Annotated in this window: 12 protein-coding genes; 4 read left to right on the top strand and 8 right to left on the bottom strand. The window is 71.3% G+C overall.

Going from position 1 to position 17,623, the window contains the following annotated elements:
* Window positions 1–244: 244 nt before the first annotated feature.
* The gene (locus tag ACFRMQ_RS11130; RefSeq protein ID WP_380729365.1) at window positions 245–640 is read left to right on the top strand and encodes a hypothetical protein; all 396 of its coding nucleotides are present in this window, start codon (window positions 245–247) and stop codon (window positions 638–640) included.
* 71 nt (window positions 641–711) lie between these two features.
* On the opposite strand, the gene lexA is transcribed toward ACFRMQ_RS11130, so the two are convergent.
* The 7 genes from lexA to ACFRMQ_RS11095 form a co-directional block, all read right to left on the bottom strand.
* Window positions 712–1,374, bottom strand: coding sequence for a transcriptional repressor LexA (lexA, locus tag ACFRMQ_RS11125; protein WP_380729361.1), 663 nt, complete (start codon window positions 1,372–1,374; stop codon window positions 712–714).
* Between the two features lie 111 nt (window positions 1,375–1,485).
* Window positions 1,486–4,770 (bottom strand): error-prone DNA polymerase, encoded by a 3,285-nt coding sequence (locus ACFRMQ_RS11120; RefSeq protein ID WP_380729359.1) that lies wholly within the window; start codon window positions 4,768–4,770, stop codon window positions 1,486–1,488.
* A gap of 83 nt (window positions 4,771–4,853) precedes the next feature.
* Window positions 4,854–6,398, bottom strand: coding sequence for a DNA polymerase Y family protein (locus tag ACFRMQ_RS11115; RefSeq protein ID WP_380729356.1), 1,545 nt, complete (start codon window positions 6,396–6,398; stop codon window positions 4,854–4,856).
* Window positions 6,395–7,069: a hypothetical protein gene (locus ACFRMQ_RS11110; RefSeq protein ID WP_380729354.1), complete on the bottom strand. Its 675-nt coding sequence runs from the start codon at window positions 7,067–7,069 to the stop codon at window positions 6,395–6,397. The genes ACFRMQ_RS11115 and ACFRMQ_RS11110 overlap by 4 nt, the downstream gene beginning before the upstream one ends.
* 167 nt (window positions 7,070–7,236) lie before the next feature.
* Window positions 7,237–7,677: a hypothetical protein gene (locus ACFRMQ_RS11105; RefSeq protein ID WP_380729352.1), complete on the bottom strand. Its 441-nt coding sequence runs from the start codon at window positions 7,675–7,677 to the stop codon at window positions 7,237–7,239.
* 95 nt (window positions 7,678–7,772) lie between these two features.
* The gene (locus tag ACFRMQ_RS11100; protein ID WP_380729350.1) at window positions 7,773–9,779 is read right to left on the bottom strand and encodes a hypothetical protein; all 2,007 of its coding nucleotides are present in this window, start codon (window positions 9,777–9,779) and stop codon (window positions 7,773–7,775) included.
* A 1,078-nt stretch (window positions 9,780–10,857) separates the two neighbouring features.
* On the bottom strand, window positions 10,858–12,321 hold the full coding sequence (locus tag ACFRMQ_RS11095) for a DUF2637 domain-containing protein (protein WP_380729347.1): 1,464 nt from the start codon (window positions 12,319–12,321) through the stop codon (window positions 10,858–10,860).
* Between the two features lie 377 nt (window positions 12,322–12,698).
* On the opposite strand from ACFRMQ_RS11095, the gene ACFRMQ_RS11090 reads away from it, so the two are divergent.
* A complete protein-coding gene (locus tag ACFRMQ_RS11090; protein ID WP_380729345.1) occupies window positions 12,699–13,424 on the top strand; it encodes a prepilin peptidase in 726 nt (241 codons plus the stop codon).
* Window positions 13,425–13,462: 38 nt separating this feature from the next.
* On the opposite strand, the gene ACFRMQ_RS11085 is transcribed toward ACFRMQ_RS11090, so the two are convergent.
* Entirely contained in the window at window positions 13,463–13,705 is a 243-nt protein-coding gene (locus ACFRMQ_RS11085) for a hypothetical protein (RefSeq protein ID WP_380729343.1), read from the bottom strand.
* A 1,459-nt stretch (window positions 13,706–15,164) separates the two neighbouring features.
* Here ACFRMQ_RS11085 and ACFRMQ_RS11080 point away from each other — a divergent pair.
* Window positions 15,165–16,331, top strand: a complete 1,167-nt coding sequence (locus tag ACFRMQ_RS11080; protein WP_380729341.1) for a ParA family protein — start codon at window positions 15,165–15,167, stop codon at window positions 16,329–16,331.
* Window positions 16,328–17,566: a hypothetical protein gene (locus tag ACFRMQ_RS11075; protein WP_380729339.1), complete on the top strand. Its 1,239-nt coding sequence runs from the start codon at window positions 16,328–16,330 to the stop codon at window positions 17,564–17,566. The genes ACFRMQ_RS11080 and ACFRMQ_RS11075 overlap by 4 nt, the downstream gene beginning before the upstream one ends.
* Window positions 17,567–17,623: the final 57 nt, after the last annotated feature.

The raw sequence follows: 17,623 nt of genomic DNA, 5'->3' as shown, positions 1-17,623 counted from the left end.
TGACGTGTCCTGTCGCATGGCCTGTAGCAGGAGGACGGGTCACTGTGGCCGGTCACCCAGAGGGCCGTCGTGCGGGTCCCGGGACGGTGCATGGGGAGGTCTGGCCGGTCCCAGGGCCACTCGTTCGGAGGACGGTTGGCGCGGAACGGCTCGACGATGTGGCGCTGCTCGGTACCGTGCTCCCGTGACGGCTTCTGTGACTGGCTCGGCGCGTTCCCGGAGTGGGCGGGCGCGGGTTGCCTGGGTGGCGGCGGTGCTCGTCGGGATGGGCGTGTGGTCGTCGGTGGTCCCGCTCGTGGCGGCCGGGTTGAGGGCTGAGGCCGGGTTCGGGGTGGCGGACGCATGGGTGGCAGCGTCGTCGCTGTCGGCTCTGGGAGCGTTGACAGCGCATCGGCACCGGGCGATGGCCCGGCACGCGAGCGTGGCGGGCTCTGTGGCCCAGATCCTGGTGACGGGGGTGGTCGGCGTCGTGCTGTTCCATCTGGCGTTCCATGGTGACCAGGGCCCGGAGTTCGTCTACGGCTGGGCCCCGGCGTTCGGTGAGGTGTCCTGCCTTCTGGTGCTGGGCACGGCGGTGCCGTTCGCTGTGGCCGAGATCATCGAGAAGGGCTTCGCCGGGGCCGGCCGGGTAGACGGGTAGTGGTCACCTTCCGCCGTGCCGCGACGCTCGGTCAACGGGCGGGAGGCGTCGGTCTACCCGGTTCCGGCGGATCACAGACTGCGGAACACCGCGACGACCTTGCCCAGGATGGTCGCGTTGTCGCCGTTGATCGGCTCGTACGCCGGGTTGTGCGGCATCAGCCAGATGCGGCCGTCCTCGCGCTTGAGCCGCTTCACGGTGGCCTCGCCGTCGATCATCGCGGCCACGATGTCGCCGTTCTCGGCGACCGGCTGGCGGCGCACGGTGACCCAGTCCCCGTCGCAGATGGCCGCCTCGACCATTGAGTCGCCGCGCACGGTGAGCGCGAACAGCTCGCCCTCGCCGACGATGCGTCGGGGCAGCTCGAAACGGTCCTCGGCACTCTGGTCGGCGAGGACCGGCTGGCCGGCGGCGATCCGGCCGAGCAGCGGCACGCTCACCCCGGTCCCGGCGGCCTCGGTGATCCGCGCGGCGGCGGGCAGGCGGTACGCGCGGGGACGGTGCGGATCATGTTCGATGTGCCCGAGGTCCTGGAGTCGGCGCAGCTGGTGGCTGACGGAGCTGGTGCTGGACAGGCCGACGGCCTTGCCGATTTCCCTCATGGCCGGCGGGTAGCCGTGTTCCGCGAGGAACGATTCGAGGAAGGCCAGGACGGCTCGCTGGCGGTCGGTGAGGTCGGCTTCGCCGGTGACGTGGCTGCGGTTGGGGTCGGTGGCGGTGTTGGGGTCGGCCATGGCGCGCCCTTTCGCGTGATCTTGGACGTGGACTCTAACCTGCGGCGCCGACAGCGCCCAGCGGGTTTGCGGCGGTGACCTGCACCGTTGACGCGCGGCCGGGTGGGCGGCTCATCGGAAGTCGCGGCTGCGCGCGCCGGGTGCGAGCGTGAGGGGGACCAGGCGGGTGGCGACCAGGTTGGCTGCGCCGTCGCGGCGCTCCACGGTCCCGTAGACCAGCAAACCTGCACTCTGGAGGGCGACTTTGCGGCTGCGTTCGAGGACGTGGGGCTGGACGACCACGTTGATCAGGCCGGTCTCGTCCTCCAGGGACAGGAAGAGCACGCCGCCGGCCGTCGGCGGGCGCTGGCGGTGGGTCACCAGGCCGCCGACCGAGACGAGCCGGTTGCCGGCGGTCTTCTTGAACATCGCGGCGGTCAGGGCGCCGCACCGGTCCAGGTGCGGGCGGGCGTGCTGGACGGGGTGGGCGGTGGCGGAGCTGCCGGTGGCCCACAGGTCGGCGATGGTCTCCTCGACGGCGGTCAGCGGCGCGAGGTCGGGTGCCGTCAGCGCGGGTGCGGTGCCGGGGAGCATGCCGGCGTCGGTGCGGGCGAGCAGGCCGGCGGACCACAGGGCCTGGCGTCGGTTCAGCCCGAGGCTGTGGAACGCGCCCGCGGTGGCGAGTGCTTCCAGGGCGGGCTCGGACAGGCCGGTGCGCCGGGCGAAGTCCTCCAGGTCCGCGTAGGGCTGGCCGGCCGCGAGCGCGTCGGCCTGCTCGTCGCCCAGGCCGCGCACGGAGGCCAGGCCGAGCCGGATCGCGACCCGAGCGCCGGCCCCGGTTGCGCCTTCGGCGCCGGCCGGGGCGAGCGGTTCGAGGGTGGGCCGGGAGCTGCTGTGGTTGATGTCCGCGGGCAGCACGGTGACGCCGCGGCGGCGGACGTCCTGGATCAGGGTGAGTGGCGAGTAGAAGCCCATGGGCTGGTTGGCGAGCAGGGCGCAGGTGAAGGCTGCCGGGTAGTGGTACTTGAGCCAGGCGCTCGCGTACACCAGCAGCGCGAAGCTGGCGGCGTGGCTCTCCGGGAAGCCGTAGTTGGAGAACGCCTCGATCTTCACGTAGATGTCCTCGGCGACCTCGGGCGGGATGCCGCGCTCGGCCATGCCGGCGAGGAGGCGCTCGCGCAGCTCGGCGACCCGTTCGTGTGAGCGCTTGGAGCCCATCGCCTGCCGCAGCCGGTCCGCCTCGGCGGGGGTGAACCCCGCGCAGTCGATGGCCAGCTGCATCATCTGTTCCTGGAACAGCGGCACGCCCAGGGTCTTGGCGAGGGCGCGCTCCATCAGCGGGTGCGCGATTGTCGCCTTCTCGCGGCCGTTGCGGCGCGCGATGTAGGGGTGCACGGAGCCGCCCTGGATCGGACCGGGCCGGATCAGGGCGACCTGCACCACCAGGTCGTAGAAGGTCCTCGGGCGAAGTCGGGGCAGTGCGCTGGCTTGCGCTCTCGACTCGACCTGGAACGTCCCGACGACGTCCGCTCTGCAGAGCATCTCGTACACGTCCGGGTCGTCGGGCGGGATGGTGGCGAGGTCGAGTCGGCGGCCGTGGTGCTCGGCGATCAGGTCGCAGGCGTCGTGCAGGGCGGACAACATGCCAAGGCCGAGAAGGTCGATTTTCACGAGGCCCGGGACGGAGGCGACCGATTCCTTGTCCCACTGGAGCACGCTGCGCCCGGGCATCGTGGCCCACTCGGTCGGGCAGGTCTCGCTGATCGGGTCCCGGGTCAGCACCATGCCGCCCGAGTGGATGCCCAGGTGGCGCGGCAGGCCGAGCAGTTGGCCGGCGAGCTCGCGCACGTCCGCCGGCACCGGGCCGTCGGGCGGCGGCATGTCCCAGCCCACCTCCCGCGCGTACCGGTCCAGGTCGCCCACCGGGTGGCCGAGCGCCCGGCCGGCGTCCCGCACCGCCAACTTCGGGCGGTAGGTGATCACGTTCGCCACCTGCGCGGCGTGGGCACGGCCGTAGCGCTCGTAGACGTACTGGATCACCTCCTCCCGTCGGCGGCTCTCGATGTCCAGGTCGATGTCCGGCGGGCCGTCCCGCTCCGGCGACAGGAAGCGCTCGAAGAGCAGGCCGAAGCGGATCGGGTCGACCGCGGTGATGCCCAGCGCGTAGCAGACCGCCGAGTTCGCGGCCGACCCGCGGCCCTGGCACCAGATCCCGACAGCCCTGGCGTGGTCGACGATGTCGTGGACGATCAGAAAGTAGCCGGCCATGTCGAGGTCCTCGATGACGCGCAGCTCGTAGTCGATCTGCTGGTGGGCGCGCCGGTCCTCGCTCCCGAACCGGCCGGCGGCCGCGCGGTGGGTCAGCTCGCGCAGCCAGCTGGCCTCGGTGTGGCCCTCGGGCACGGGGAAGCCGGGCAGCTGGGGGCGGATGTCGCGGAAGTCGAAGGCGAGCTCCCGGCCGAGATCGACGGTGGCCTGCTGGACGCCCGGCCACGGCGAGAGGCGGGCGGCCATCTCGCATGGGGAGCGCAGATACGCGGTGCCCGCCGCGGCCAGGTAGGGCTCCGCGTCCGCCAGCGAACGGCCTTGGCGCAGGGCGGCGAGGGCCTGGGCGAGGCGCAGCTGGGCCGGGGAGGCGTGGTGGGCGGCGGTGGTGGCGATGGTGGTGAGGCCGGTGCGGGTGGCGAGGGCGGCCAGGGTGTCGTTGCGCTCGTCGTCGCCCGGCAGCTGGTGGTCGGTCAGCTCGACGAAGACGTTGCCGGGTCCGTAGCGGTCGGCCAGCTGGCGCAGTTCCCGTTCGGCGGCCGCCTCTCCCCCGCTCTCCAGGGCCCGGCGAACCGTGCCCTTGCGGCAGCCGGTCAGCACGGCCCAGTGGCCGCCGTGCGCGTTGGTGAGGTCGTCGCGGTCGTAGCGGGGCCGGCGCTTGGCGGCGCCGGCCAGGTGCGCGTCGCCGATCACCTTGGCCAGACGGCGGTAGCCCTCGGCGCCGCGGGCCAGGACCAGCAGGTGTTCGCCGTCCTGGTCGGCCACACCGGTCGGGGCGAGGGCGGCGTCCAGGGTCAGCTCGGCACCGAACACGGTGCGGATACCGGCGCGCCGGGCCTCCGCGGCCAGCACCGCGGCGGCGTAGAGGCCGTCGTGGTCGGTGACGGCCAGGGTCTCGATCCCCAGCCGGGCGGCTTCGTCGACCAGGTCGGCGGGGTCGCTGGCGCCGTCGAGGAAGCTGTAGGTGGAGTGGACGTGCAGCTCGGCCCAGCCGGTCCCGGCCAGCTTCGGTCGCGGTGGTGTGCGCGACGGTTCGGGGCCGGTGCGGGTGGGGAACGGCACGACGGTCCGGTCGGCGTCCGGCGGCATGCCGCCCGCGAGCTGGCGGTGCAGCTCGCGCCACGGGGTCTCGCGGTTGCTGTCGAAGGGCACGGGTGGTCCTGGTGGTATTCGAAGGTGGCGGCGGGGCCAGCCCCGGGGATGGGCGGGCGCCCTCACGGCACGCGGGAGGTCGGTCAGCTGTCGTAGGCACCCTCGAGGCGCCAGCGGCCGCCCTCGACGGCGAGCAGTAAAGCCCGGCCGTCGACGACGGTGACCTGCAGGCGGGCCACGCGGGAGCCGTCCTCGGCCCACCACCGCTCAGTGGCCGGCCACGGCCCGGCCCAGCCACTCACCGCCAGCTCCCGCCCCTCGGTGACCAGGACCGCCGGAGCGCACACCAGATCGGCCCGCGCGGTGACCTGCACCTCACAGCCCTCGGCATCCCGCAGCCGCACCCGCTGCACATCGGCCGGCACCCGCACCGGCGACGGTGCCGCCAGCCGCCCGGGCCACGGACCCTCCGCCCGCTGCTCCTGATGCGCGTCCCCCCACGGAGTGCGGACCACCTGCTCCCCCGGCCCGCGCCCGCCGGCCAGCTGCGCCGTCACCACGCCGGTGTGCCCGAGGATGGCCTGCACCCGGGCGGCGGCACGCTCCATCCGCTCCAGCGCTTCCCGGTTCCCGTCCAGCAGCGACAGCTGCCGGCCCGGATCCGCGAAAAGCCCGTCCGGCACTAGGCGCAGCGCCACCACCCCACCGGCCCGCTCGTCGAAGCGCCGCTGGTACTGCCAGGCCTGGAGCTGCCAGCGCACCCGTTCGGCCACCGCGGCCGCGGACAGCGCGCCCTCGTGGCGCCACGTGCGCGAGGCCTCGCTGCGGTCGGCGCACTCCACCTCCACGGCGAACCGCTCGCAGCCCAGACCGGCGCCGGCCAGGCTGGCGTGCATCCGCTCGGCCAGCCCCAGTGCCGCGAACACCATCGGCTCCGCCGCGGTGTGCGGGCTCTCGAACCGGACCTCGGCGACCAGGTCCGTCCCGGCCGGGCGGGCGACCACCGGCCGCGCCTCCAAGCCGCGCGCGAGCCGGTGCGCTGCCACTCCCACCGCGCCGAACCGGTCCGACACCGCGGCGCCGGGCAGCGCCGCGAGGCGCCCCACGCTCTCCAGACCGAGCCGCACCAGCAGGTCGGCCAGCCGCGGCGGTGCGACCTCGCCCACCGGGAACCGTGCGAGGAACGCCGCGCTGCCATCCGGGGGCACCACGAGCTGGGCCCGGGCGGCGAGCTGGGCGGCGACCAGGCCGTCGGCGATCCCGATGCGGCACTCGAAGCCGGCGCTCTCGACCGCGTCGTAGAGCCGCTCCACCAGTACCTCCTCGCCGCTGTGGAACCGTGCCGCACCACGGGCCGGGACCGCGCAGATCCCGGGCCGCAGCACCTCCAGGTGCGCGGCCAGTGCGCCGACCGCCTCCGCGACCTGCTCGAACAGCCGGGCCTCGTCGTCCGGCACCCGGTCGTGGATCTCCAAGCCGTCCATCAGGGCCTGCGCGGAGCGGACCTTCATCTCCCGGCGCACGCCCGCGGCCCGGGCGGCCGGGGAGGCCGCCAGCACACGGCCGCCCTCCACCACCGCCACCAGCCGTCCCTCGGCGTCGCCGCCGGCGCCGAGCGCGGCGGTCACCGGCCAGTCCGGGCAGAAGACCACCACCGACCTCGTCGCCGCGGCCTCGGACCCGGTCATCGCGCGACCGCCAGCTGTGCATGTCCCGCCCGGACACCGTGCAGGCGCTGTGCCGGGGCGTCCAGACGGACCCGGCCGTCGGCATCCGGAAGCCACAGACCCACCTGGCGTCCCCGGGCGGCGGCGCCGCGGCCGCCGACCTCGACCAGCACCCGCTGGCCGCGCAGCCGCCCCCGGCCCATCCCGACGCCGGTCCACTGGCGCGCGGTGACCTGGAGCTGCACGTGCGGTGCAGGCCACGGGCCGTCGACCACCAGGGCGCAGCCGTGGCGGCGGGCCAGTGCGGTGAGCCGGGCGGCGCTGCGGTCGCTGAGCGGTCGGCCGGGGCGCAGCAGCAGGATCCCGGCGGCGTCCGCGTAGGCGGCGGCCGCGTCCTCGAAGTGGGGGCCGGGCCGATCCACCAGGTGGAGGCGGTCGAGTGCGACGCCGATTTCTGCGGCGGCGACCAGACCAAGGCCCTCGCCGCCGATGGCCGCGCACCATGTGCCTGCCGTCGTGGCCGCCGCGAGGAGGGCGAGGGCCAGCGCCGTGCTGCCGCTCACCCGCACGGCCGTCCCCGGGCGCAGCCCGCGGTCGGGGAGCAGACCTTGCAGGGCAGGCAGGACCGGCACCGCGGGTGTCGGCCGGGGCGGCTGGAGCTGGGCCGCCAGGGCGCTGATCGTCGTCTCCACACCCCCAGAATCGAACGTTCGACCTATCGAATGCAAGTTCGAATTCGGTGTGTCGCAGACCCGTCACCCATTCGAGTCAGCGATGAACCCGCAGCTCACACGCGGTACGGGTCATCGTCGTGCCCAGCCCGTACGGGTTCGGGGCCGGTCGGGCGGACGGGTGGTGGTCATCGCGGTCGGTCACCTACAGGGCCGTCGTGCGGGTCTCGGGGGTGTGCGGGCAGGATGCCGCTGACTGCGGCGCGCAGCGGTTCGATCGCTCTGCCGGTGAGGTCGTGCCAGTCGGTGGCGGGAAGCCAGTACTTGTCGGCGAGGTGGCTGCCCCAGTGCAGCAGTCCGGGCCAGGTGCGGATGCGTTCGACCGTGATCGTGTAGGGCGACCGGGGCGGACGTCCGCAGTCGTGGTGGCGGGTGCTCCACCGCACTGGCCGGGCGCCGGGCGTGGTGGCGTACACCGCGAGCGGGTCCGGGCCCGCCTTGACGCGCCAGCGTCGCAGTGCGCGGTCGGCGGCGGCGATGTCGATCTCGAGGACGCCGGCGCCGTCAGGGATCGGCGTCAGACAGTGGTCGCAGACCGCGACCAGGTCGTCTGCCGTTTGTCGTTCCACGCCGCTTCTCCGTTCCCGTGCGAGCACCAGTAGTGACACAGCGAGGGGCCTTGTGTCCGCCTGGATCAGGCCGCGGTCCCCCGGTTGGCCCTGCGTTAGTGGACGTTGGCGCTGCCGCCGATGACACCGCCGTTGATGATCACTTCGCCTCTGCGGGCCCGGGTTCCGAGGCCGCGCAGTGCGGCCACCGAGGCGAGACCCCACCACAGGACGGCGAGCCCGGTCGCCACCTGGCGGGCCGGCCCCTCGGTGCCCCACCAGACCATGCCCGCTGTCGCGAGTCCCCACAGCATCCAGGTCACCCTGGCGCCGAAGCTGCGGGTGACGCAGCCGATCAGGACGAGGGCCGCGCCGGCGACAAGCCAGACGATGCGGACGGCGGGAGCGGTGACGGGCAGACCGTCGGTGTGGGCGGCCAGGTAGGCGCGCACCGGCAGGTCGACCGCGCTCGCGAAGGACGCGTAGGGCATCTCCGGCGAGGCGACCGCCGGCGCCGTTGCCAGGGGGACGAGCAGGACCAGGGCGATGAAGGCCATGAAGAGGGTGTAGAGGGCCCCGACGCCGAACACCGCCTTGATCCACAGCGCGGTCTGCCTCCAATCGCTGTGCAGGGCCTGGCCGAGTTCGGCCCGGCGTGCCGTGAGCCACTCGGAGTCGCTCCATTGCGCGGGCATCTCCCGAGTGCCTCGGCGCGCTCGCGGGGCCTGCAGTTGCGCGGCCCAGCGGCCGATCGCCTCCTGCACGACGGTCCGCAGCTCCTGGTCCTCCCCGACGGCGATGAACCCCGCGCAGCACGCCATGGTCGGCAGCAGCAGAATCCACCAGACGCCCGCTGATCGGCCGTCGGTGGTGGCCTCCAGGGCGAACGCCAGAGCGGCGAGGAGAGCTCCGACGACGGCGCGGCCGACGCGCCGGGCCAGGTCCTGGGCGTTGAACCGCACGGGCTGCGCAAGAGGTTGTGCCAGGAGCCACGCGTGAAGCGCCCTTGCGAACCGGGCGGCGGGGGCGGCGAGGTCGCCGCAGAGGAGCAGGCCGATGACGGCGGTGAGGGTGAGCAGCGGCGGCCAGCCCGGTGGCGCGTGGTGGTGGACCGCCAGTTGGCGGCCGGCGGTGCCGACGACGACCGCGGTGCAACCGAGGATGCGGGTCTGAAGGCGAGCGGCGGTGCGCCAGCGGGCGGCGGGGCTGGACGCGGTGCGGAGGGTGGCGGCCAGTCCCCACTCGTCGCGGGTGTGATCGCGTGCCGCCTGACCACTGTCCAGGAACTGCTGGGCGCTGAGGAGCATCCGTTCGACGTCCTGCTGGAACAAGGCTTCCTGTACGTCCGGTGGCAGCCCGACGCTTCCGATGCCGGCGGCGGGGGCTCCCGGGCCTGCATCGGTCTCCTGGCGCAGCAGAGCGACCTGCTCCTCGAGTTCGGCGGTGCGCAGTTGCAGGCTCTGGGCGAGTTCGCCGGCCTCGTCTCGACTGACCCGGGCCTGGGCGAGTTTGGCGTGGACGTCTTCGAGCTGGGCCTTGAGTTCCTCCAGCTGTGTGTCGGCTTCGGGGTCTTGGCGGGCTGCGGCTTCGTCGATCTGGCGCTGGAGGTTGGCGGTCATCACACTGAAGGCGAGCACGAGTTGCTGCGCCTGGTCCCGCTCGGTGATCAGCTCGTCGTTGCGTGCTTGGGCCTTGGTCAGCTCCTCCAGGGTGCGCGCGGCCTGGTCCTGTGCGGTGGCGGCCACCAGGGCGAGGGCGCCGGCCGGGGAGTCGCCGACGGACTCGGCCTCAGGCGGCGTCGGCTGCGCGGGAATCGGAGCGGCGGTCGCGGCCTGGACGGCTCGCAGCAGTGCCCGGGCCTTGTGGAGGTTGCGTTCGCGTACGAGCGGCTGCGAAAGGTGGTCCACGATCCTCTCGAGAGAGGGCGCCTCGGGCACCTGGGCGCCGCTGAAGTACGCGCTGAGTTGGGTTCTGCCGAAACGGGCCGGCCTCTCCAGGTCCCGCAAGGTGTAGGAGGTCCTGCTCAGCAGGTCGCGCAGGTACAGGGCCAGGTCCCGGCCCTCCGCGGTCGCGGCCTGGATCGGGCCGAAGCCGCGCCCGCCCGGCTTCCTCGTCTCCCCCACTGCTCCCCCACCTCTTGTCGTGCACCGGCATGGCACCGCCAAGCGTACGGACTGTCACGCCGCGGTGGCTGAGAGCACTCGTTTTGGGGTGCTGAATTGTCCGGTGGCGTCCGGCCATGTCCGGCGGGGTCCGGCCATGTCCGCAGATGACCTGGGCGAACGGCCGCGCGCCGGGACGGACAACCGCGCCGGGACAACGCTGGGTCTCGTCCCGCTCCCACCCGCCGAAGTGGAGTCCCACCCTTGCGCCGTCGTCCCTCCCTCCCCCTCCCCACCCGCCGCCCGGTTCCCGGCCCCCGGCCCGCACACCAGCAGCTCGCACTGCCCCTCGCGCCGGTACCCGCCGTGCCGCTCGGGCACCCCGCCGGCAGGGGGATCCACAGCGGCGGGCTCCCCTCGGTCGGGAGGTGCACACCGGCGCGCCGACCGCGCCCGGGGCGCGACCGCTGCGGCGACGTCGCGCTGGACACCGGCGCCGGACAGCTGGTCGACCTCGTGTCCTTCCCCGCCGCGGCGAGGACGCTGCCCCGCGGGCTGGCTGCCGGGCGCTATCGCTGCCTCGCCTGCGGGCTCCCTCTGGAGCTGTGCGGCCCCCGCACCGATCCCGCCTACACCGCCCGGTTCCGGCATCTGCGCCGGTGTCCGGCCCCCGCCGGCCACCGGGCCAGGGTTCGTGCAGCCGTCAGGTCGCTGCGCGGTCTCGCCGACGTAATCCTGCCGGTGCCCCCGCAGCCCGGCATCGCATCGGCCGCGGCGGGGACGATGACGGCGGCAAGCCGTTCACGCGTGCCTGGCCCGCGGCCTGCGACGACGCCCGAGCGAGTTGCGGCGGCTGGTGCACCTTTCCGGCTCCGCGCTCTGGTCCCGCCCCTCGCGGTGCACCAGGAGCACGCTCGCCAGGCCGCCGGCATCGACACCGCGCAGCCGGGCAGGGTCCGCCGCGCTGTCCGGCGTTGGATCAGCTTCCTTGTCGGCGCCCGGCGCTGACGGGGCACGGCGCCGGCCCGCTCTGCCCGTCCCTGCCCAGGGGCGGGCAGAGCCGTTCCGCGCACGGACTCGCCAGCACGGTGCGCCGCGATCAGGTCAGCGCGGGCTCGGGGGCGGTGCTGCCCAGTTCCCCCTGGGAGGAGATGGACGACGCGGGGACGATCTCGCCGTACTCCTTCCCGAACCGGGCCAGGAGTCGGCGCCCGTGCGCCGGGCTGTACCCGGCCTGACGCGCGAGCTCGGCGCCGCTGATCCTCTTGTTGGCGGCGAGGTGCTCCTTGTAGATCCGCTCGGCGCGTTCGTGCTGTTCCTCCGTTTTCTCGGAGTCGTCGCCGAAGAGGTCCTGGTCGCCGTCTGCTTCGTCGGCCAGGTCCTCGTCCTCATCCGCGGTGTACGGGTCGGCGTCGGGTTCGGTGTCAACGGCGGCCGGTTCAGGTCGCTGCTGCGTGGTGTCGTTCACCGGAGCCGGCGCGGGTTCGTCTGCCGGCGCGGTAGCCGGTGCGGGCTCGGTCGGCGAGGCAGGGTCGAGCGGAGCGGCTTGCGGCTGAGCCGGCTCGACCACCGCAGCTGGCTCCGGCTCGGACACAGCGACCGAAGCGACCGAGGAGGGAACACGGGACAGCGGGGCGTCGGCGGCCGGCGGGGCGGCAATGGGGCTCGGGGCCGGGATGTCGGCCGGCGGCAGCACGTCAACTCCGGGCATGGCGGTCGGCGTGATGGAGGCGGTGGTGGTCGGGACGGCCGTCGGCGACGGATCTGCGCGCTCGTCGTGCGGGGGCGACGTCTCGGCTGCCGGGTGCTTGACCCGGTCGGGAACGGGCTGGTCCTCGAGCGCGGGGGCCAGCTGGAAGGCCGGCGGGACCTGAAGGACGGGGATGGCCGGCTCGGTGAGCCCTTCGGCATCGATCGGCACACCGGCCCGCAGGTTGCGCAGCGGGCGCAGCGCGTCGCGGCCGGCCTTGCGCCGCCACCCCCGCCCGTACTGGTCCCGCAGCTCCATCCGCAGGAGCTGGGCCTGCTGGTCCAGGCGCAGCGCGGTCTGGAAGTCGGGGATCTCCCACAGCACCATGCGGCGCCAGATCCGGAAGGTGGAGCGGGGCGCGATGATCCACCGGGGGATGCGGATGGAGTCGAGCCGTCGGCGCTCCGCCAGCTTGTTGATCTTGGCGAGGGCGTTGCGGGTCGCCTCGACGACTGCGATGAACAGCAGCGGGATCGCCGTGTGCATGGCCGATCCGAGGAGGTCGGGCCAGGAAGCGGCCGCGTTGAAGGTGATCGTCGCGCCGGTGAGGACCCAGGCGATATAGCGCAGCGGCGGCCACCCGAGGCGGACCGAGGTGAGGTAGAGGTCCAGTGCGAGGATGACGACGATGCCGACGTCGATCCCGATCGGGAAGACGGACGAGAAGTCGCCGAAGCCCTTGCTGAGCGCCAGTTCCTTGACCGCCGAGTACGAGCCCCAGAAGCCGATCGCGGCGATGATGCTGGCCCCGATGCCGATGACGACGAGCGTGGCCTTACGACCCCGCGTCCATTCGACGGCTGACGACGACATGCCGGGCCCTCCCCTGTCGCGTCCGCCGGTGCGCGGGCCGGCACCCGCTGCGGACGTGGCGTACTTGATCGCCGGTCGGTCCTGGCGCGCGTCCTCGCGACGGGCGCCTGCTCGTACCGTTCGCACAGTTCCGTCCCCGTTCCCCTGGTCCTCGTGGGCGCCACGGCGCCCCTTCATGACCTAGAAGCCGGATTCTGGCCCACCGTGTGACATCAGGCCCGAACATTTTGTTCGCTACCCGATGATGTGAACGTTTCGAGGTGAGCAGTGTATGTAGCCGACCGTCGCCTCACACAGGACCCCCGAGCCACCGTCCACGGCCCGGCCGATATCGTTCGTGCACCCGAAACCGGCTCCGACCAGTAGGAGTAGCGCTGATGGCCTCGTTGACCGCCCTCGTCACCGCCGCCGTAGCCGGCGGCGTGACCGGCTGGGCGCTGCGGCCCACGATCGCGCGCCTCGCGGTCCCGGACGGCCAGCCGTGGTCGAGCAGCTGCGCCGCCTGCCAGAAGCGCTTCACCTGGCGCTCGGGCCCAGCCCTGTCCCCGAGGGGGCGATGCGGCTGCGGGGCCCGCCTGGGCGCTGCCCCACTGATACCGGAACTGATAGCCGCCGGATCGTTCACCGCACTCGTCGCCGTCCTCGGTGTCGACACGCACCTGTTGCCGGCGCTGTGGCTCGCAGCCTGCGGCACCCCACTGGCCGTCATCGACACCGCGGTACAACGCCTGCCCAACCCGCTCACCGGCACCGCCGCCGCTGGCACCGCCATCATCCTCCTCGCCCTGACCGCGGCCTCCGGCTCGACCGGGCCCCTGCTGCGTGCCGGCATCGGCGCGGCCGTCCTGGGCCTGGTCTTCTTCCTCTTCGCGCTAGCCCCCTCCAACGGCTACGGGGACGCCAAGCTGGCGCCTACCGTGGGAGCGGTGCTGGGCTGGTACGGCTGGATCGACCTGGTGCACGGTGTGGCGGCGGCGTTCTTCCTCTTCGGCGCGTACGCGGCCACGCTGCTGACCGTGTTCAGGAGCCGCGGTCGCCGGGACGCCTCCTTCGGCCCGGCGATGCTCACCGGCGCGCTGCTGGCCGTACTGGTGAACGCATAGCCGAACCCGCACCCGCGCCGTGAGACAGGCACGCCCCGTCACGCCGCATGCCCCTCGTCGCCGCCCCGCCAGACCGGCCGGCAGGGATCGCTGGTGTCCCAACCACGCCATCGCTCGTCCACCAGCTCGCCGGTGTCCGGATCGACCACGCCCTCGGGCACCAGGACCAGCGGCGGCCGGTCGGAACGCCGGTTCTGCACAGCCCGCAGCTCGCGCTCGGCCACCCACGCCCGGTACAACTCCCGCTCGCGGACGTGCCGTAGCCGGCGCCGCTCACCCATCCCGTCGGTACCGCAGGCCTGCGCCACCTCTCGCTGCCGCCACTCGACGGGAGCTTCACCAACCAGCCCTTCTTCTGCAGCCGCTTGTCGCTCGCCTCCTGGGTGGAACGCGCGTACCCCACCTCCTCCGCCAACCGCACCAACACCTCGTGCCCGGTCCACCAACTCGCTACGCCCGCCCAAGGCGCGCGGTGCGAGTACACCTCCCCCTTGACTGGCGCACCACCCGCGCTCACGACTCACCCGCCGTCGGCCGCAGCGCCAGCGCCTCGTGGATCTGGGCCAGGGCCCGGCCCACTGGAACCCGCGCATCGCACACGGTCCGGCCGAGCGCGCAGCCCCACGGTCCACACAGCCTCCCGGCCTCCACCAGCACCCGCCGCTCGGCGGCCGCCGCCTTCCGGCGCTCACGCCCGGTCCGCTCACGGGCCAACACCCAGCGGCGCCGACCGCGCCGGGTCCAGCCTCTGAGACACCCCCTTGGTCACCACCGAGCGCAGACCTCCACCAGGCCCCGTTCGCCAACGCCTTCACTGGACCGCTGCGTCTTGGCTCTGTCATGGCCGTGCGCCGAACATGACCGTCGGCCACGCGGCATGCACGAGCACGTTCAGCGGCGCCATTGACACCGCACTGCCAACAGAGCGCTGCAACCTCGGCGTCGCTCTTGCGGGCGGGCGCGACGACACAACTGGGCAGCACGGCCCTCGCTGCGACCGCAGACGCCCGTTGAGCCGTCATGCTCCCGCTTCGCTGACACAGATACGACACGGGCCGGCAGGCCTACTCTCCCCAACTCCCGAACCCGCCACACGATCTGTTCATCCTCGTGTCCGCTTCCGCGAGGTCACTAACAACAACGGCGCGCTCGCGATCACATGCCGCACAGTCCACCAACGAATCAGACGCAATGGCATGGAATTCACCGTCGGGAATCGAGCCTGTTCTCGCCTCACGATTGCAAGTCATCCGCCAGATCCAGCCGAGTTGATGACATGGACATGCTGCGTTGCAGGCCAGCACACCACTCGCAAAACTTAAAGATCTAGTAAAGAGGCCCTCTGACCTGCACGTTTCACAAAGTCACATACTTCACTCACTTACTCACTCTCACACTCAGCTCGCCCATCGGGGCTTACGATCCGCTCGATTCCCTCCTTCCTGAAGGTCTCCAATGGGGCTCTAGCGGCAAGTCATCCAGGTAACCGAATTGACAGCTCGACATGCGTCGGCTGAATTAGATTCATTTTCCGATGTGCCAGAAATTGAAGGAAGAGAGGTTCGATTGAGAGAGCTTCATGTCAACATGCACGGACACGCTCTGATGTGACGTGACATCGAGTCGTCTGCCCGTGTATGGTCGCGGCCGAGGACACGCAGGCGGGTTGCCGATGAGTGCAGCCGTCGTGGGCAAGCTAGCGCGTGGCCCTCGTGGCCATCTCGCGACAGCGGAGAAGTCTTGGAACTCTACGAATACACCGAACTGCAGAGTCGACTCGGAGCGATCGCCGACTTCGATGACATGACTGACGACGCGGCGCTCCAGGAGCTCGTCGACTACCTCCGTCCGTTCCTGCGGAACGTGATCGGCGTTACCATCGGCAAGGGCGGCGAAGGCAAGACAACTCTCGCCACAAACCTGGCTTACATGTTGGCGGAGGAACAGGCTCTCCGCAGCGCACAGGGCAAGTCGGCCAAGCCCGTTCTGTACATCGAGCTCGACCAAAACGGTGACAGTCGTACAGACTTCGGCCTTCACGCCAAGATCCTTAAGATGGTGCGCGACCGCAACAGCGACACCGAGGCCGACGCTCAGGCGGAGGCCTCGACTCTCATTAGAGAGTTCGACGATCACGGGAAGTCTCTCCGCGACGCGATCACGAATGACGGAAACCTCAAGGTCATTAAGGATCTCCGCCCGTTCCTAGACGCCACAGTGTCCGGAAGGCACTGTGCCGACATCGCCGCGCGCATCAGCAAGCTGTCCGACGCGCACTCTCTTGCTGCCTACTTGATGCTCGCGCTTCTGCTCGCGCAGATCTCACACCTGTATCGCTGGATCGTGTTGGACTTTGCCCCCGGCGACAAGTCCATCCAGCGAACCGGACTGGCGGCGGCCACACACCTGGTCGCGCCCATCCACAACACGGACAACGCCGCGCTGGGCGGACTGGGCACGATCACGCGACTGATCCGGTCCAACCGCCGCCTTAACCCTGAAGTTGATCTCGCGGCGATCGTGTTCCTGGGGTTCCGGAAGGTAAACGGGGACGCAACGAAGGAACTGCTCAACGTTCGCGCGAAGATCGAGACGTTGTTGACTCAGGCGAACATGAACCCTGACATGGTCCTGGACGAGTACGTCCGCGACGCACGCTCGATCGCCACTCTCTGTCGCAATCACGGCAAGCCGGCTCGTGAGTTCGCCCTCGCTGCGACGGGTGAACTCAGGGATGAGAACGGCATGTTGGTTCCTCGGCCCCGGGATGAGAACGGCCGCTACGCAGACCCGGAGGCATCAGTAAAGCTCGCCGATGACTACTCAAACCTGGCACGAGGAGTGATTACCCGAGTGCGTCAACGCAACATCGAACTCCGTGACGACCAGTTGCAGGGAGCGTCGTGACCAAGCCCACCACCACCAAGGCAGCGGATATGGCAAAGGGGTCGAGGAGCGGTCCCAAGCAGGATCCGGATCCCAAGAACTCGCACCTGATCGTTCCCGCCCTCAATCTCGGGCCGGATGACGAGGACGAGGAGGACGACTACCAACCCCCTCGCGGATTTGCGCTGCCGACGTCCCCCAAGGCGGCTTCCGTCCCGTCGCAGCACGGCGTGATCACTGGGGAAAGTGGCCCATCGGAGGCAGGAGAGACTGAGCGACTTTCCGTGGTCGCCACTGCTGCCGACTCCGGTGTACGCGTTGTCGTCGCTGAGAGCTCACCGGCTGTGGGTACTGTTCCTGGCCCACAGTCTCCTGTCGCTCCGGTCCTCGACTCGGTGGTGGAAAGGCAAAAGGAACAGGCACCTGACGACCATCACTCCGGACAGGATCGGAAGGAGTCCTCCACACCTATTTCACCGCTCGACAACGGAGAGCCAGCTGAACCCCCGTCCGGCGGAGCTCTGGAGCGGTCATCGGGTGCGACCTCATGGGGGCGAAACGGAGCCACTCCAGCTGTACGAGCTACCGGTTCGCTCGCCGGCGTCCCGGCCCGCCGGCCGGGACGCCGCAGGCCCACCGAGCCGTTCAACCCGGACCAGCCGCGGCAGCGCAATCAAGAAGCCATGCTCGAGCTGGCACAGACCGCTCCGAACTACGCCTCTCTCCTAACCGTCTACAGCGCTTCCAAGCTGAATGCCCTTCCCTTCGAGAATCGCAACATCAACCTGTACGGCCTCACGGCGGATCAGGTCGGTACGCAGTCAGCAGCCGACAAGGCACTCATCAAGACGCTGACGCTCCAGCGGCCGAAGCTGACGACAGCTACCTACGTCGACGCTGCGCTGGAGCCGGTGCTCCGACCGCTCGACCCGAAGGGCGTCGATCTCGATGCCATGGAGGACGAACGGGACTATGTCTACGAGCTGGCCCAGAAGGGCCTGGCCTACCGGCGCTACATCCTGAGCGATCCAGAGAGCGCCAACATGCCGAACTACAGGCCAGTCTGCTCGCTGCGCGCCGATGTCAACGCCCGCCTTACCCGGATGATGGACCTCATGGAGTCGATTCAGGGGATCCAAGCGAAGCCCTTCGAAATCATCAGCGCGTGCCTGGCCGAGTACCTGGCCAGCCTCCCGGCCGAGCGCCCCCACCTGGCTGGATGGTTTCAGAAGAACCTGGTGACCACGATCCAGTAAAGCCAAGCTGGCCGTAGCTAGCGTCAACACCAAGAAGGGGGTCCGCAGCATCTGCTG

Source organism: Kitasatospora sp. NPDC056783 (assembly GCF_042789895.1).
Lineage (GTDB): Bacteria > Actinomycetota > Actinomycetes > Streptomycetales > Streptomycetaceae > Kitasatospora.
This window is presented reverse-complemented; position numbering and strand designations above follow the sequence as displayed.

Coding starts and splice junctions, on each gene's coding strand:
- lexA (WP_380729361.1), bottom strand. CDS start 1,374: ATGGCCGACCCCAACACCGCCACCGACCCCAACCGCAGCCACGTCACC.
- ACFRMQ_RS11115 (WP_380729356.1), bottom strand. CDS start 6,398: ATGACCGGGTCCGAGGCCGCGGCGACGAGGTCGGTGGTGGTCTTCTGC.
- ACFRMQ_RS11095 (WP_380729347.1), bottom strand. CDS start 12,321: ATGTCGTCGTCAGCCGTCGAATGGACGCGGGGTCGTAAGGCCACGCTC.
- ACFRMQ_RS11090 (WP_380729345.1), top strand. CDS start 12,699: ATGGCCTCGTTGACCGCCCTCGTCACCGCCGCCGTAGCCGGCGGCGTG.
- ACFRMQ_RS11085 (WP_380729343.1), bottom strand. CDS start 13,705: ATGGGTGAGCGGCGCCGGCTACGGCACGTCCGCGAGCGGGAGTTGTAC.